This window comes from Micromonospora sp. NPDC050276 (assembly GCF_044459545.1).
Classification (GTDB): domain Bacteria; phylum Actinomycetota; class Actinomycetes; order Mycobacteriales; family Micromonosporaceae; genus Micromonospora.
The window spans coordinates 240,444-255,460 of record NZ_JBITJA010000003.1; the positions used below are offsets into that span (position 1 = coordinate 240,444).

Annotated in this window: 12 protein-coding genes; 8 read left to right on the top strand and 4 right to left on the bottom strand. The window is 71.6% G+C overall.

The window, feature by feature from the left end:
• Positions 1-75: 75 nt before the first annotated feature.
• The 4 genes from ACIBF8_RS07185 to ACIBF8_RS07200 all read right to left on the bottom strand — a co-directional run bounded on the left by ACIBF8_RS07185 (position 76) and on the right by ACIBF8_RS07200 (position 4,316).
• Entirely contained in the window at positions 76-1,143 is a 1,068-nt protein-coding gene (locus ACIBF8_RS07185; RefSeq protein ID WP_396781463.1) for an NADH:flavin oxidoreductase/NADH oxidase, read from the bottom strand.
• A gap of 70 nt (positions 1,144-1,213) precedes the next feature.
• Positions 1,214-2,506, bottom strand: coding sequence for a dicarboxylate/amino acid:cation symporter (locus ACIBF8_RS07190; protein ID WP_396781759.1), 1,293 nt, complete (start codon positions 2,504-2,506; stop codon positions 1,214-1,216).
• A gap of 168 nt (positions 2,507-2,674) precedes the next feature.
• A complete protein-coding gene (locus ACIBF8_RS07195; RefSeq protein ID WP_396781464.1) occupies positions 2,675-3,325 on the bottom strand; it encodes a DUF998 domain-containing protein in 651 nt (216 codons plus the stop codon).
• 25 nt (positions 3,326-3,350) lie between these two features.
• On the bottom strand, positions 3,351-4,316 hold the full coding sequence (locus tag ACIBF8_RS07200; RefSeq protein WP_396781465.1) for a glutathione S-transferase family protein: 966 nt from the start codon (positions 4,314-4,316) through the stop codon (positions 3,351-3,353).
• Between the two features lie 105 nt (positions 4,317-4,421).
• Between ACIBF8_RS07200 and pcaF the strand changes: the two genes are divergently transcribed.
• From pcaF to ACIBF8_RS07240, 8 genes are all read left to right on the top strand, one after another.
• On the top strand, positions 4,422-5,627 hold the full coding sequence (gene pcaF / locus ACIBF8_RS07205) for a 3-oxoadipyl-CoA thiolase (protein ID WP_396781467.1): 1,206 nt from the start codon (positions 4,422-4,424) through the stop codon (positions 5,625-5,627).
• A 109-nt stretch (positions 5,628-5,736) separates the two neighbouring features.
• A complete protein-coding gene (locus tag ACIBF8_RS07210) occupies positions 5,737-6,549 on the top strand; it encodes an SAM-dependent methyltransferase (RefSeq protein WP_396781468.1) in 813 nt (270 codons plus the stop codon).
• A 4-nt stretch (positions 6,550-6,553) separates the two neighbouring features.
• Positions 6,554-8,719 (top strand): putative bifunctional diguanylate cyclase/phosphodiesterase, encoded by a 2,166-nt coding sequence (locus ACIBF8_RS07215; protein ID WP_396781469.1) that lies wholly within the window; start codon positions 6,554-6,556, stop codon positions 8,717-8,719.
• A 93-nt stretch (positions 8,720-8,812) separates the two neighbouring features.
• Positions 8,813-9,313: a DUF456 domain-containing protein gene (locus ACIBF8_RS07220; protein WP_396781470.1), complete on the top strand. Its 501-nt coding sequence runs from the start codon at positions 8,813-8,815 to the stop codon at positions 9,311-9,313.
• Between the two features lie 353 nt (positions 9,314-9,666).
• A complete protein-coding gene (locus ACIBF8_RS07225; protein ID WP_396781471.1) occupies positions 9,667-11,253 on the top strand; it encodes an amino acid permease in 1,587 nt (528 codons plus the stop codon).
• 126 nt (positions 11,254-11,379) lie between these two features.
• Positions 11,380-12,744 carry a glutamine synthetase family protein gene (locus ACIBF8_RS07230; protein WP_396781472.1) on the top strand — a complete coding sequence of 455 codons (1,365 nt, stop codon included), beginning with the start codon at positions 11,380-11,382 and terminating at the stop codon, positions 12,742-12,744.
• Between the two features lie 121 nt (positions 12,745-12,865).
• Positions 12,866-14,221 (top strand): aldehyde dehydrogenase family protein, encoded by a 1,356-nt coding sequence (locus tag ACIBF8_RS07235; protein ID WP_396781473.1) that lies wholly within the window; start codon positions 12,866-12,868, stop codon positions 14,219-14,221.
• A 5-nt stretch (positions 14,222-14,226) separates the two neighbouring features.
• Positions 14,227-14,994 carry a 3-oxoacyl-ACP reductase gene (locus ACIBF8_RS07240; protein ID WP_030489498.1) on the top strand — a complete coding sequence of 256 codons (768 nt, stop codon included), beginning with the start codon at positions 14,227-14,229 and terminating at the stop codon, positions 14,992-14,994.
• Positions 14,995-15,017 lie beyond the last annotated feature (23 nt).

Here is a 15,017-nt window from a genome sequence, read left to right on the forward strand (position 1 = left end):
GAGTCGCGCTGAGAGCCCGAGGTCCCGCTGACGGTCGGGCGGCTGCTCAGGGAGCAGCCGCCCGACGGGCGTGGATCAGGCGGCGCGGGCGTACTGGGCGGGCCCGGAGTACGCGACGCCGAGCTTCGCGGCGGCCCGGCGCGGCCAGTACGGGTCGCGCAGCAACTCCCGGCCGAGCAGCACCAGGTCGGCGTCGCCGTTGGCGACGATCTGCTCGGCGTGCTCGGGCTCGACGATCAGGCCCACCGCGCCGGTCGGCACGCCGGCCTCGCGGCGGATCTGGGCGGCCAGCGGCACCTGGTAGCCGGGGCCGAGCGGGATGAGCTGATCCACGCTCACCCCGCCGGAGGACGCGTCGACCAGGTCGACGCCGACGCCGGCCAGCTCACCAGCGAGCACCACGCTGTCCTCGATCGTCCAGCCGCCCTCGGCCCAGTCGGTGGCGGAGATCCGGGTCAGCACCGGAACGTCCTCGCCGACCGCGGCGCGTACCGCGCGGGCCACCTCCAGGGTGAGCCGCATCCGGGCGGCCCGGTCGCCGCCGTAGCCGTCGGTGCGGTGGTTGGTCAGCGGCGACAGGAACTCGTTGAGCAGGTAGCCGTGCGCGGCGTGGATCTCCACGGCGGCGAAGCCGGCGTCCAAGGCGCGTTCGGCGCCGGCCGCGAACGCCTCGACCACACCGGCGATGCCGGCCTCGTCGAGGCTGGTCGGCGTCCGGTAGCCGGCGGTGAACGGCTCCGACCCGGGGGCGACGGGCGTCCAGCCGCCTTCGGCGTCCGGCACGCCACCGCGCTCCGGCGCCCACGGCCGGTAGGTGGAGGCCTTGAAGCCGGCGTGCGCGAGCTGCACGGCCGGCACCGCGCCGTGGGCGGCGACGAACGCGGTCACCGGCCGCCAGGCGTCGACGTGCGTACCGGACCAGAGCCCGGTGTCCTGCGGGCTGATCCGGCCCTCGGGGAGCACGGCGGTCGCCTCGGTCAGTACCAGACCGGCGCCGCCGACCGCGCGACTGCCGAGGTGGATCAGGTGCCAGTCGGTGGGCAACCCGTCGGGGCCGGCGGAGTACTGGCACATCGGCGCCAGGGCGATCCGGTTGGGGAGCGTGACCGCGCGCAGGGCCAGCGGAGTGAACAGAGAACTCATGGGGGTCATCCTCTCCGACACGGCGGCGGGCCCCCGGGGAGAGGGGCCCGTCGCCGGATAGGTGAACTGGTCAGGCGGGAACAGGGGTCAACTCGGGCCGGGGGTCGGCGACCGGCTCCGGGTCGATCAGGTCACGCCGGCCTGCGGACTCGTACGCCTCGCGGTCGAGAGTGCCCTCGCGGGCGGCGACCACGGTCGGCACCAGGGCCTGCCCCGCCACGTTGGTGGCGGTGCGGATCATGTCCAGGATCGGGTCGATCGCCAGCAGCAGACCGGCGCCGGCCAGCGGCAAACCCAGCGTGCTGAGGGTCAGGGTGAGCATCACGATCGCGCCGGTCAGGCCGGCGGTGGCCGCCGAACCGACCACCGAGACAAAGGCGATCAGCAGGTAGTCGCCGACCCCGAGGTGTACGCCGAACACCTGGGCCACGAAGATCGCGGCGAGCGCCGGGTAGATGGCGGCGCAACCGTCCATCTTCGTGGTGGCGCCGAAGGGCACCGCGAACGAGGCGTACTCGCGGGGCACGCCGAGACGCTCGACCGAGCGCTGGGTCACCGGCATGGTGCCGACCGAGGAGCGGGACACGAAGGCCAGTTCGATCGCCGGCCAGGCGCCAGCGAAGAAGCGCAGCGGGTTGAGCCGGCCGGCGAGGATCAGCACCAGCGGGTAGACCACGAACAACACGATGGCGCAGCCGACGTAGACGGCGGTGGTGAACTTCGCGAGGGGAGCCAGCAGGTCCCAGCCGTACGAGGCGACGGCGTTGCCGATCAGGCCGAGGGTGCCGATCGGGGCGAGCCGGATGACCCACCAGAGCGCCTTCTGGACGATCTCCAGCAGGGAGCGGTTCAGCGCCACGAACGGTTCGGCGGCCTCGCCGACCAGCAGGGCCGCGGCACCGACGACGACGGCGAGGAAGACGATCTGGAGGACGTTGCCCTCGACGAACGCGCCGACCGGGTTGGTGGGCACGATTCCGGTGAGGAAGTCGGTCCACGAGCCGGTGTTCTTCGGCGGCGCGGCGCCACCCAGGTCGAGGGTCACGCCCTTGCCCGGGTTGGTGAGCAGGCCGAGGCCGATGCCGATGCTCACCGCGATCAGCGCGGTGATGCCGAACCACAGCAGGGTCTTGAGGGCGAGCCGGGCGGCGTTGGCGACGCCACGCAGGCTGACCACGCTGACCACGATGGCGGTGAAGACCAGCGGCGGCACGGCCAGCTTGAGCAGCTGGACGAAGAGGCTACCGACGGTGTGCAGGGTGCTGGTGAGCCAGCTCAGGTCGTTGGTGCGGGCCAGAAAGCCCAGCGCGACGCCGAGCACGAGGCCGAGCAGGATCTGCACGGAGAAGGGAATTTTGCGCAGACTGAAGGGCATGAGGAGAGATCCAATTGTCCGGGTCCGATCGGGGCAGGCGTGGTACGCGGCTAGCCCGGACAGATGCCACTGGCCTGCAGTCGGAGATCGACATACAGGCGGACAGTGAGGCCCCAGACGTTGGTCATCGTTGGCCGACGGTACGCCGATTTCCGCTCATCGGAAGGACCTGACGGCGTGAGGCTCCTTACAGAGGGCCAGCGTGGTGGCGGTGCTCAGGCCCCACAACACCGCGAGTGCGAGGATCAGCCGTTCCAGCACACCCACCACCGGGCCTCGGCCGATGACGAGCATCGCCAGCCCCACCGTGGCGCAGAGCGGCAGTGCCAGCGCGGCGGCCCCGCCGGCCAGCCGACGCACCGTCGGGCCGGCCGGCCCCGACACGGCGAGCGTGATCATGGCGAAGACCACCGCCGCGGTCGCCCCGATGCTGGCGCCGCCATGCACCAGATCCGCCGCCGTCGTCCGCTCGAACGGCGGCAGCGGGCAACCGTCGGAACAGGTCACCGCTGCGGACACGGCGGTGAACACGGCCCCGGTGGCGAGCAGCGCCGGGGCCGCCGCCCACACTCCCGGGGGCAGCGCCGCCCCGACCAGCAGCAACGCGCCGGCAAGGGCCAGGATCCCGATCCGGTACGTCGCGGCGTGCTCGCTGCCGGCGATACCCGCCTCGCTGACGTACCCGGTGAGCCCTGGACCGGGACCGGCGACCACGGCGAGCGTCACCGCCACCGCACCGGCGAGGATGCAGCCGGCCGCCGCGGATCCCGCGACCCGGCGGGCGACGTCACCGCGGGCCCTCGACACGGTCGTGACGGCGGGCCCGGCCGGCTCAGCCACGCCCGTGCGGGGTGCCCCAGCCGGACTCGTCCGGCCCGAGCGGCACGATCCCGCTGGGGTTGATCTCCCGGTGCGTGCCGTAGTAGTGCCGCTTGATGTGCTCGAAGTCCACCGTCTCGCCGAAGCCCGGCGTCTGGAACAGGTCCCGGGCGTACGCCCAGAGCACCGGCAGTTCGGTCAGCTTGTTGCGGTTGCACTTGAAGTGCCCGTGGTACGCGGCGTCGAAGCGGACCAGCGTGGTGAACAGCCGCACGTCGGCCTCGGTGATCGCGTCGCCCATCAGGTAACGCTGCCCGGCCAGCCGCTCGGAGAGCGCGTCCAGCCGGGCGAAGAGCGCCCGGAACGCCTCGTCGTACGCCGCCTGGGAGGTGGCGAACCCGCACCGGTAGACGCCGTTGTTCACGTCGGTGTGGATCTCGGCCATCAGCGCGTCCATCTCGGGGCGCAGTGCCTCCGGGTAGAGGTCCGGCGCCCCCGCACGGTGCAGCGACCGCCACTGGGTGGAGAAGTCGAGGGTGAGCTGCGGGTAGTCGTTGGTGACCACCCGGCCGGTCAGGGTGTCGACCAGCGCCGGCACGGTCACCCGGCCGGTGTAGTCCGGGTCGGTGGCCAGGTACGCCTCGGAGAGGAAGCTGACGCCCAGGACCGGGTCGAAGCCGTCCGGGTCGAGGGCGAACGCCCAGCCCCGCTCGTCCCGGATCGGGTCGACGGTGCCCAACGAGATCGCGTCGTCCAGCCCGAGCAGACCGCGCACGATCCGCGCCCGGTGCGCCCAGGGACAGGCGCGGCACCAGATCAGCCGGTAGCGGCCGGCCTCCAGGGGCCAGCGGTCCTGCTCGTCCGGGCCGCCGCCGGGTGGCGAGGTCGAGTCGGCGGTGACCCGACCGGTGAACCGGTTCGGCTGACGGACGAACGCGCCGCCGTCGCTGGTCTCTGCGCTGAACTGGGCCCGGGCCATGCCGTCAACCTATCCGCTGCCGGCGCGGATATCCTGGCGCCGGCAGCCCTCGCGACCCGGTGGGCCTGCCCCACCCCCGCCGTCTGCACCCCCTAAGGACTTGCGATGACCGTGGCATACCTGGTGGCCGGTGTCCGCACCCCGATCGGCCGGTACGCGGGCGCGCTGGCCGGCGTCCGCCCCGACGACCTGGCCGCCCACGTGATTCGTGAGCTGGTCGCCCGCCACCCGTCGGTGGACTGGGCGCGGGTGGACGACGTCGTGCTCGGCTGCGCCAACCAGGCCGGCGAGGACAACCGCAACGTGGCCCGGATGGCGGCGCTACTGGCCGGCCTGCCCGAGGAGGTGCCGGGCAGCACGGTCAACCGGCTCTGCGGCTCGGGCCTGGACGCGCTCGCCACCGCGGCCCGATCCATCGTCGCCGGGGACGCGGAGCTGGTGATCGCCGGCGGGGTGGAGAGCATGAGCCGGGCGCCGTTCGTCATGCCGAAGGCGACGTCGGCGTACTCCCGCTCGGCCGAGGTGTACGACACCACCCTGGGCTGGCGGTTGGTGAACCCGTTGATGCGCGACGGGTGGGGGATCGACTCGATGCCGGAGACGGCGGAGAACGTGGCCGCCGAGTACGGCGTCAGCCGGGCCGAGCAGGACGCCTTCGCGTACCGCTCGCAGCAGCGCGCGGCCAAGGCGCAGGCCGACGGCCGCTTCGCCGAGGAGATCGTGCCGGTGTCCGTGCCGGCCGGTCGCCGGGAGACCCGGCTGGTCGAGGTCGACGAGCACCCCCGGGAGACCACGCTTGCGAAGCTCGCCGCGCTGCCCACCCCGTTCCGCGACGGCGGCACGGTGACCGCCGGCAACTCCTCGGGCGTCAACGACGGCGCGGTCGCGCTGCTCGTGGCCAGCGAGGCGGCGGTTGCTCGGTACGGTCTGACCCCGTTGGCCCGGATCGTGGGCGCGGCGGCGGCCGGTGTGCCGCCCCGGATCATGGGGATCGGCCCGGTGCCGGCCACCCGCAAGCTGCTCGACCGCGTCGGCGTCGAGCTGAGCGCGGTGGACGTGGTGGAGCTGAACGAGGCGTTCGCCGCGCAGTCCGTGGCGGTGCTGCGCGAGCTGGGGCTGCCGGTGGACGCCGAGCACGTCAACCCGAACGGTGGCGCGATCGCGCTGGGGCATCCGCTCGGTGCCAGCGGCGCGCGACTGGCGTTGACCGCCGCGCTGGAGCTGCGCCGCCGCGGCGGCCGGCGGGCGCTGGCGACCATGTGCATCGGTGTTGGTCAAGGCATCTCGCTGTTGCTGGAGTCAGCCGCCTAGAGTGGTCCACACCACACGACCCGCGGGTCGACCGGTGCGCGCGCGTGCCCGCGGCACGTCCCGCCATCGGTGCCGTCCCGCGCCGCGGCGATGAACTGGGGAGCAACTGATGCCGGACGGACTGCCGACCGAGATCGATCTGACCAGGCCGAGCGCGGCCCGGGTGTACGACTACTTTCTGGGTGGGGCGCACAACTTCGAGATCGACCGGCAGTTGGCCGAGCAGATCGCCAGCATGACCCCGAATCTCGCGGCCACCATGCGCTCCGGCCGGGAGTTCCTCCGCCGGGCCGTCCGGGTGCTGCTCGACGCCGGCATCGACCAGTTCCTCGACATCGGCTCCGGAATTCCCACCGTGGGCAACGTGCACGAGGTGGCGCAGGGGCTGAACCCCAAGGCCCGCGTGGTGTACGTCGACATCGATCCGGTGGCCGTCGCGCACAGCCGGGAGCTGCTCGCCGGCAACGAGCTGACCGGGGTCATCCACGCCGACCTGCGTGAGCCGGAGCGGATCCTCGCCGAGACCCGACAGCTTGGGCTGATCGACTTCAGTCGACCGATGGGCATCCTGCTGGCCGGGGTCGTGCACTTCATCCCGGACGCGGACCGGCCCGAGGAGATCCTGGCCACCCTGCGGGACGTCGCCGCTCCGGGCAGCTTCCTGGTCATCTCGCACTCCACGTTCGAGGACCAGCCGCAGGAGATGCTGGACGCCCAACGCCTCTCCGCCCGGACCGACACCGAGATCACCCTGCGCTCCCGCGCACAGGTCACCGGCTTCTTCGGCGACTGGACCGTCCTGGAGCCGGGCGTGGTGCACATGCCGCTCTGGCGCCCCGACGCACCGTCCGACGTGGACGAGCACCCCGAGCGGTTCGGCGCCTTCGGGGGTGTCGCCCGGTACGACCAGCCCGCCGGCTGATCTCGTGGCCGCCGTCCCGGACCCCGCCGGGCTCGATGCCGGCCGGGCGGACGCCCAGGGGTACGCCGCCGAGTGGGCCCGCGCGGTACGCCGCCTCGGTTTCGTGCCGCTCAGCATGGCCGAGACCGAGCGGCTGCTGCTGGTGCACACGATCCGGCTGGCCCAGGCGGTGCGGGCCGAGCCGTTCTCTGCCCGTCCGGCCGAGGAGGTCGGGCGGGCACTGGTGGAGGCGCACCTCACCGAGCCGCAGGCCCTGGACTGGACGCTGCACGCACTCGGTGCGGACTTCCCGCGCCAGGTCCTGGGCGACGGTGACCGTCCGGCAGACCTCGCCGACCGGATCGCGGCGCTGCAGGGCGGGCTGGCCGCCGGGTTCGCCCGCGCGCTGCGCGACCGCACCTTCAGTCAGCAGGAGCGGATCGCCCGGTCGGCCTGGCAGGCGCGCGACGAGGTCGAGCAGGCGCTGCGTGAGAGCGAGGCCCGGTTCCGGGCGGTCTTCACCGGCGCGGCGATCGGGATCGGGATCGCCGGCGTGGACGGCCGGATCATCGACGTCAACCAGGCGTTCGCCGACATGCTCGGCTACTCGATCGAGGAATTGCGCGAGATCAACGTGGCGGGGCTGTTCCACGCCGACGACGCCGCCGGGATGTGGGAGCTCTACCAGGAGCTGATCGAGGGCAAGCATGACGCGGCCCGGGTGGAGAAGCGCTACCACCGCAAGGACGGCAGCGTGGTCTGGACGGATCTGGCCGTCTCGCTGATCCGGCACGAGGGCCGACCGCGATTCACCGTCGCGATGATCGAAGACATCACCGAGCGGTACGAACTCCAGCAGCGGCTGCGCTTCCAGGCACTGCACGACCCGCTGACCGGGCTGCCCAACCGGACGCTGTTCTTCGAGACGCTGGGGCGGGTGCTCGACACCGCGGGCCCCGGCCAGCGGGTCGGGGTGTGTTTCCTCGACCTGGACGGCTTCAAGGCGATCAACGACAGTCTCGGCCACGACCTCGGTGACCGGCTGCTGGTGATGATCGGCCGCAGGTTGGCCGAGTGCGTGGCCGACCACGGCCACCTGGTCGCCCGGATGGGCGGCGACGAATTCGTGATCCTCGTGGACGGCGGGGAGGGCACCGACGACGCGATCGCCGTCGCCGAGGCCGCGCTGGCCGCCGTCGCGGCTCCGGTGCACGTCGGTGACCACCAGTTGGCCGTATCGGCCAGCGTCGGCATCGTGCAGTGCCCCGCCTCGGAGACCAGCGCGTCCGAGCTGATGAAGGCCGCGGACACCACGCTCTACTGGGCCAAGGCGGCGGGCCGCGGCCGGTGGGCGGTCTACGACCCCGAGCGCGGCGCCCGGGACATCGCCCGCTCGGCGCTGGTCGCCGGGCTGCCCGCCGCACTGGACCGGGGCGAGTTCGTGCTGCACTACCAGCCGATCGTGTCGCTGCTGGAGGGCACCATGCTGGCCGTGGAGGCGCTGGTTCGTTGGGAGCACCCGGAGCTGGGCCTGATCGGGCCGGACCGGTTCATCGGCCTGGCCGAGGAGACCGGCCTGATCGTCCGGCTCGGCGAGTGGGTGCTGCGGCAGGCCTGCGCGGATGCCCAGCGGTGGTGGCGAGAGTTTCCCGACGCCAGGCTCGTGGTCAGTGTCAACCTGGCCGCGCGGCAGGCCGACGAAACGGCCATCGTGGACACGGTGGCCGATGCGCTGCACACCAGTGGGCTACCCGCGGAGCTGCTTCAGTTGGAGCTGACCGAGAGCGCGGTGATGGGCAGCGCCGGTGAGCCTCTGCGTAACCTGCACCGACTCGCCGCGCTCGGCGTTCGGCTGGCCGTGGACGACTTCGGCACCGGGTACTCCAACCTGGCGTACCTGCGGCGGTTGCCGATCCACTGCCTGAAGCTCGCCGGCCCGTTCGTCGAGGGCATCCGCGCGGACGGGACCGACGTGGCGGCGGACCACCGCGACGAACGGATCGTCGACGCGTTGGTGCGGTTGGCGCACGCCCTGGAGTTGTGGGTCACGGCCGAGGCGGTGGAGACCGGCGTGCAGGCGGAACGGCTGCGGGCGCTGCGCTGCGACACCGGGCAGGGGCGATACTTCGGTGCGCCGGTCCCGGCCGACGCGATCACCGCCCGACTGCGCGGCGACGGGGTGGCGGCGTGAACCGATGATCGGGTTTCCGGCCGATCGGCCGGCGGGTGGCGGCGTGAGTGGGCGACCGTTGCGGTCCGGGTGGTGGCGACGGAAGGCGACAGTGTGGACCTGACGGACTCGCAGGCGGCGGTGACCGTGGTGGCCGGGCTGGCCATCCTGGCCGGGTTGGCCGGCGTGGTGGTGCCCGGCCTGCCGGCGCTGCCGCTGTGCTGGGGTGGCGTGCTGGTCTGGGCGGTCTTCGGCGGTGCCGGCCTGGGTGGCTGGGCGGTGTTCGCCGCCGCCACCCTGGTCGCCGCGGGCGGCACCGTGATCAAGTACGCGTGGCCCGGCCGGAACCTGAAGCGCACCGGCGTGCCGACGTCCACGCTGCTCGCCGGTGGCGTGCTCGGCATCATCGGGTTCTTCGTGGTGCCGGTCGTGGGGTTGGTGCTCGGCTTCGTCGCCGGGGTGTGGGCGGCGGAACGGCTGCGGCTGGGCAGCAACCAGCTCGCCTGGCCGTCCACCGTGCACGCCCTGAAGGCCGCCGGCCTGTCGATGCTCGTGGAGTTCCTGGCCGGCCTGCTGATAGCAGCCCTCTGGGTAGCCGGCCTCCTCCTAACCTGACCCCCCCTTTTCCCGCGTTGATCAAGAGGTTTGCGTCAGATTTCAAGCCTTATCTGACGCGAACCTCTTGATCACGAAGGAGAAGGTGGGGCGCGGGGCACTGTCGGGTACGGCGGATCGCCGTACGTGAGAGAGAGGCGTGCCCCGCGCCACCGTGGTCGGGCGGTCCGAGCGCCCGGGTGGGCCCTGATCGGGCCTGGTCACCGGTCCAGGATGCGGGCCGGGGCGGCCGGACGGCAACGCAATTAGCCCGACGGCGGGTGAGATTCCCACCGACTGCGTATTGACCGCCTTGATCGACCGGGACGACACTTTGCGCACTCGCACCTGGAACCACCTCAGGGAGGTGTGCAGTGGCCACGACGCCCGTGCCGACCGCCGAGCAACCGATGGACGAGGACGCCCGACGGCTCGCCGAACTCGGCTACAAACAGGAGCTGCGCCGCAAGTGGAGTGGCTTCTCCAACTTCGCCATCTCGTTCTCGATCATCTCGATCCTGGCCGGCTGCTTCACCACCTTCGGTCAGGCGTGGAACAACGGCGGGCCGGTAGCCATCTCCTGGGGCTGGCCGCTGATCTCACTGTTCATCCTGATCATCGGCTTCTGCTTGGCGGAGTTGGTGTCGGCGTACCCGACGGCGGGCGGGATCTACTGGTGGGCGGCCACCATGGGTCGCCCGGTGCACGGCTGGTTCACCGGCTGGTTGAATCTGATCGGTCTGGTGGCGGTCACCGCCTCGGTCGACTACGGCTGCGCGACGTTCCTCAACCTCACCCTGTCGGCGCTCTTCGACGGTTGGGCCGGGACACTGCGGCAGGCGTTCGTCCTCTTCGTGATCATCCTGGTGCTACACGGGCTGATCAACATCTATGGGCATCGGATCATCGACGTACTCCAGAACGTCTCGGTCTGGTGGCACGTGGCCGGCGCGGCCGTCGTGGTGGCCATCCTGGTCTTCGTGCCGGACAACCACCAGAGCTTCCAGTTCGTGTTCACCGAGCGGTTCAACAACTCCGGCTTCGGTGACGGCGACATCGGCGGGCTGACGTTCTGGTTCTACGTGCTGCCGCTGGGCTTCCTGCTGACCCAGTACACGATCACCGGCTTCGACGCCTGCGCACACGTCTCCGAGGAGACCCGGGGCGCCTCCCAGGCCGCGGCCCGCGGGCTCTGGCAGTCGATCTTCTACTCGGCGGTCGGCGGCTGGATCCTGTTGCTGGCGTTCCTCTTCGCGGCCACCGACGTCGAGGCGATCAACGCCGCGGGTGGCTTCTCCGGCGCCATCTTCGAGTCCGCGCTCACCCCGGTCTTCTTCAAGATCGTCATCATCATCTCCACCATCGGCCAGTTCTTCTGCGGAATGAGTTGCGTGACCTCGATGAGCCGCATGGCGTACGCGTTCAGCCGCGACCGGGCGGTGCCCGGCTGGCGCCTGTGGTCGAAGGTCGACCGCAACGGCACGCCGGTCAACGCGATCATCGGCGCAACCCTGGCCGGTCTGGTGCTGACCCTGCCGGCGCTCTACGAAAGCCCGGCTGGCATCCCGATCGCCTTCTACGCGGTGGTCTCCGTCGCGGTGCTCGGGCTCTACCTGTCCTTCCTCATCCCGATCGCGCTGCGCCTGCGGATGGGTGACCGGTTCGTTCCCGGCCCGTGGACGCTCGGCCGCAAGTACAAGGTGCTCGGCTGGATCGCGGTCATCGAGATCGCGATCATCGCCGTCTACTTCGTGCTGCCGATCGTGCCCGCCGGGGTACCCGGCAACGAGGGGTTCACCTGGTCGGCGGTGAACTACGCGCCGCTCGCCGTCGGCGGGGTGCTGCTGGTGGTCGCCGTCTGGTGGTACGCCTCGGCCCGCACGTGGTTCACCGGCCCGGTCCGTACCGTCGACGAACCCGTGGCGGCGGCCGACCCGACGCCGGTCGACGGCCCGGCCTGACCGGCACCCGGCGGGACGGGCGGCGCTGCCGTCCCGCCGGGTGGCCGTCGGGTTTGTCGCACCTGCCGCCGGGGGCATTGACGGTGATCCGGTTTGCCAGTAGACCTTGGTGATGGAGGCCCGCGAATGAGGAAAGCTCCGCTCACGCTGGAACAACTGCGGGTCGCCGTCGCCGAGGGTGAGATCGACACGGTGGTGCTGGCTCTCGTCGACATGCAGGGCCGGTTGCAGGGCAAGCGGTTCCACGCGCCCTACTTCCTCGACCAGGTGGTGGCCAACGGCAGCGAGGGCTGCAACTACCTGCTGGCCGTGGACGTCGACATGAACACCGTCGACGGGTACGCGATGTCGAGTTGGGAACGCGGCTACGGCGACTTCGCGATGGTGCCGGACCTCGCCACGTTGCGGCGGATGCCCTGGCAGCCCGGCTCCGCACTGCTGCTGGCCGACCTGACCTGGCTCGACGGCTCGGGTGACGTGGTCGCCTCGCCCCGGCAGATCCTGCGCCGGCAGTTGGACCGGCTGGCCGAGCACGGGCTGACCGCGTACGCCGGCACCGAGCTGGAGTTCGTGCTGTTCCGCGACTCGTACGAGGAGGCCTGGCAGCGCGGCTACCGCGACCTCACCCCGGCCAACCAGTACAACGTCGACTACTCGCTGCTCGGCACCGCCCGGGTGGAGCCGCTGCTGCGCCGGATCCGCACCGAGATGGCCGGCGCCGGGCTCACGCCGGAGAGCGCCAAGGGTGAGTGCAACCTCGGGCAACACGAGATCGCCTTCCGGTACGACGAGGCGGTGGCCTGCGCGGACCACCACGTGATCTACAAGAACGGCGCCAAGGAGATCGCCGCCCAGGAGGGGATGGCGATCACCTTCATGGCCAAGCCCAACGAGCGGGAGGGCAACTCCTGCCACATCCACTTCTCGCTGCGGGACTCGTCCGGCTCGTCGGCGATGCTCGGCGACGGCCCGGCACACCTGTCGCCGACCGGGCAGCGGGTGCTCGCCGGCCTGCTGGCCACCATGCGTGAGTTCAGCCTGCTCTTCGCCCCAAACATCAACTCCTACAAGCGTTACCAGCCGGGATCGTTCGCCCCGACGGCGCTGCGCTGGGGCGTCGACAACCGCACCTGCGCGCTGCGGGTGGTCGGGCACGGGCGGGGCATGCGGGTGGAGAACCGGGTGCCCGGGGCCGACGTCAACCCGTACCTGGCGATCGCCGGGCTGGTCGCCGGGGCGCTGCACGGCATCGACGGCGAGTTGGAGTTGGGTGCGGAGTGCACCGGCAACGCGTACGACGACCCGGAGGCCGAGCGTGTTCCCGGCACCCTGCGCGACGCCCTGTCCCTCTGGGAGGCGTCGACGGTGGCCCGGGAAGCGTTCGGCGACGAGGTGGTAGCCCACTACGCCAACCAGGCGAGGGTGGAGCTTGCCGCCTTCGACGCCGCGGTAACGGACTGGGAGCTGACCCGTGGCTTCGAACGCCTCTGACCCCTCCGTCCCCACCCCTGCGGCGGTCGATCATGGAGTTGTGGTGGGCGGAAGGTCCGGTGAGGCGGCTTTTGTGGGGGGCTACAACTCCATGATCGACCGGGATCGAGGGGTGGGGCGTGTGACCGTGTTGGTGGATCCGGCTCGTGGGGTCGGGTTTCGGGAGGTTCCGGGGGCCTCGGTGGACGAGGTCGACGCGGCCATCTCGCGGGCGGCTTCGGCATTCGAGACCTGGCGGAAGGTGGGGGCGGGGGATCGGGCGCGGTTGTTGCGGCGGTTCGCCGCCGCCGTCGACGCGCATCTGGACGAGTTGGCCCTGCTGGAGGTCCGCAACTCCGGGCACACCATCGGCAACGCCCGGTGGGAGGCCGGCAACGTCCGCGACGTGCTGGACTACTACGCCGGAGCCCCGGAACGGCTGATCGGGCGGCAGATCCCGGTGCCCGGCGGGCTGGACGTCACCTTCCACGAGCCACTCGGCGTGGTCGGCGTGATCGTGCCCTGGAACTTTCCGATGCCGATCGCCGCCTGGGGGTTCGTCCCGGCCCTCGCCGCCGGCAACACCGTGGTGCTCAAGCCCGCCGAGCTGACCCCGCTCACCGCCCTGCGGTTGGCCGAGTTGGCCGGCGAGGCGGGCCTGCCCGACGACGTCTTCACCGTGATCCCGGGCCAGGGCTCGGTGGTGGGGGAGCGGTTCGTCAGCCACCCGGCGGTCCGCAAGATCTGCTTCACCGGCTCCACCGAGGTCGGCACCCGGATCATGGCCGGCTGCGCCGCCCAGGTGAAGCGACTCACCCTGGAGCTGGGCGGCAAGAGCGCGAACATCGTGTTCGCCGACGCCGACCTGGAGCGCGCCGCCGCGACCGCGCCGGGCGCGGTCTTCGACAACGCCGGCCAGGACTGCTGCGCACGGTCGCGGCTCCTGGTCCAGCGTTCGGTGTACGACCGGTTCCTGGAACTGCTCGAACCGGCGGTACGCGCGGTGCGGGTCGAGGACCCGTCCCTCGACACCGCCGAGATGGGCCCGCTGATCTCCGCCGGCCAGCGGGACCGGGTCGCCGGTTACCTGACCGGGTCGACTGTCGCCTTCACCGGCTCCTGCCCCGACGGCCCCGGGTTCTGGCACGCGCCCACGGTGCTGCTGGCCGACTCGCCGGCTGACCGGCACTGGCGGGAGGAGATCTTCGGCCCGGTGGTGTCGGTGCTGCCGTTCGACGACGAGGCCGACGCGGTCCGGCTCGCCAACGACACCGAGTACGGCCTGTCCGGCTCGATCTGGACCCGGGACGTGGGTCGGGCCCTGCGCCTGGCCCGTGCCGTCGACTCGGGCAACCTCAGCGTCAACTCGCACTCCTCGGTGCGCTACTGGACCCCGTTCGGTGGGATGAAGCGCTCCGGTCTCGGTCGTGAACTGGGCCCGGACGCGCTGCACTCCTTCACCGACGTCAAGAACGTGTTCATCGCGACAGAGGAGTGACGCCAGTGCAGGGTCGGTTGCAGGACCGGGTGGCCGTGGTCACCGGAGCGGGCAGCGGCATCGGGTTGGCCACCGTGCGACGGTTCGCCGCCGAGGGGGCCCGGGTGGTCTGCGTGGACATCGACGCGGCGGCCGGTACGAAGGCCGCCGAGGAGTGCGGCGGCGAGTTCGTGGCCACCGACGTGGCCGACGAGTCGGCGGTACGCGACCTGTTCGACGGGGTGGCCGACCGGCACGGCCGGGTGGACATCGCGTTCAACAACGCCGGCATCTCACCGCCGGACGACGACTCCATCCTGGACACCGGCCTGGACGCGTGGGAGCGGGTGCTGCGGGTCAACACCACGAGCGTCTACCTGTGCTGCAAGTACGCCATTCCGCACATGCGTCGGCAGGGCAAGGGGTCGATCATCAACACCGCCTCGTTCGTGGCGTTGATGGGTGCGGCGACGTCGCAGATCGCGTACACCGCGAGCAAGGGCGGGGTGCTGGCGATGACCCGGGAGCTGGGGGTGCAGTTCGCCCGCGAGGGCATCCGGGTCAACGCGCTCTGCCCGGGCCCGGTGGCCACCCCGTTGCTGCTGGAGCTCTTCGCCGCCGACCCGGAGCGGGCCGCCCGTCGGCTGGTGCACGTGCCGATGGGTCGGTTCGGGCAACCGGAGGAGATCGCCGCCGCGGTGGCGTTCCTGGCCAGTGACGACGCCTCGTTCATGACCGCCGCGCAGTTCGTTGTCGACGGGGGCATCACGGGCGCCTACGTCACCCCGCTATGAGGATCGCGAGGAGTGAGCCGGGT

Bases quoted from the DNA above. Each gene is read 5' to 3' on its own strand.
- ACIBF8_RS07200 (WP_396781465.1), bottom strand. From the start codon at position 4,316: ATGGCCCGGGCCCAGTTCAGCGCAGAGACCAGCGACGGCGGCGCGTTC.
- ACIBF8_RS07230 (WP_396781472.1), top strand. From the start codon at position 11,380: ATGAGGAAAGCTCCGCTCACGCTGGAACAACTGCGGGTCGCCGTCGCC.
- pcaF (WP_396781467.1), top strand. From the start codon at position 4,422: ATGACCGTGGCATACCTGGTGGCCGGTGTCCGCACCCCGATCGGCCGG.
- ACIBF8_RS07185 (WP_396781463.1), bottom strand. From the start codon at position 1,143: ATGAGTTCTCTGTTCACTCCGCTGGCCCTGCGCGCGGTCACGCTCCCC.
- ACIBF8_RS07210 (WP_396781468.1), top strand. From the start codon at position 5,737: ATGCCGGACGGACTGCCGACCGAGATCGATCTGACCAGGCCGAGCGCG.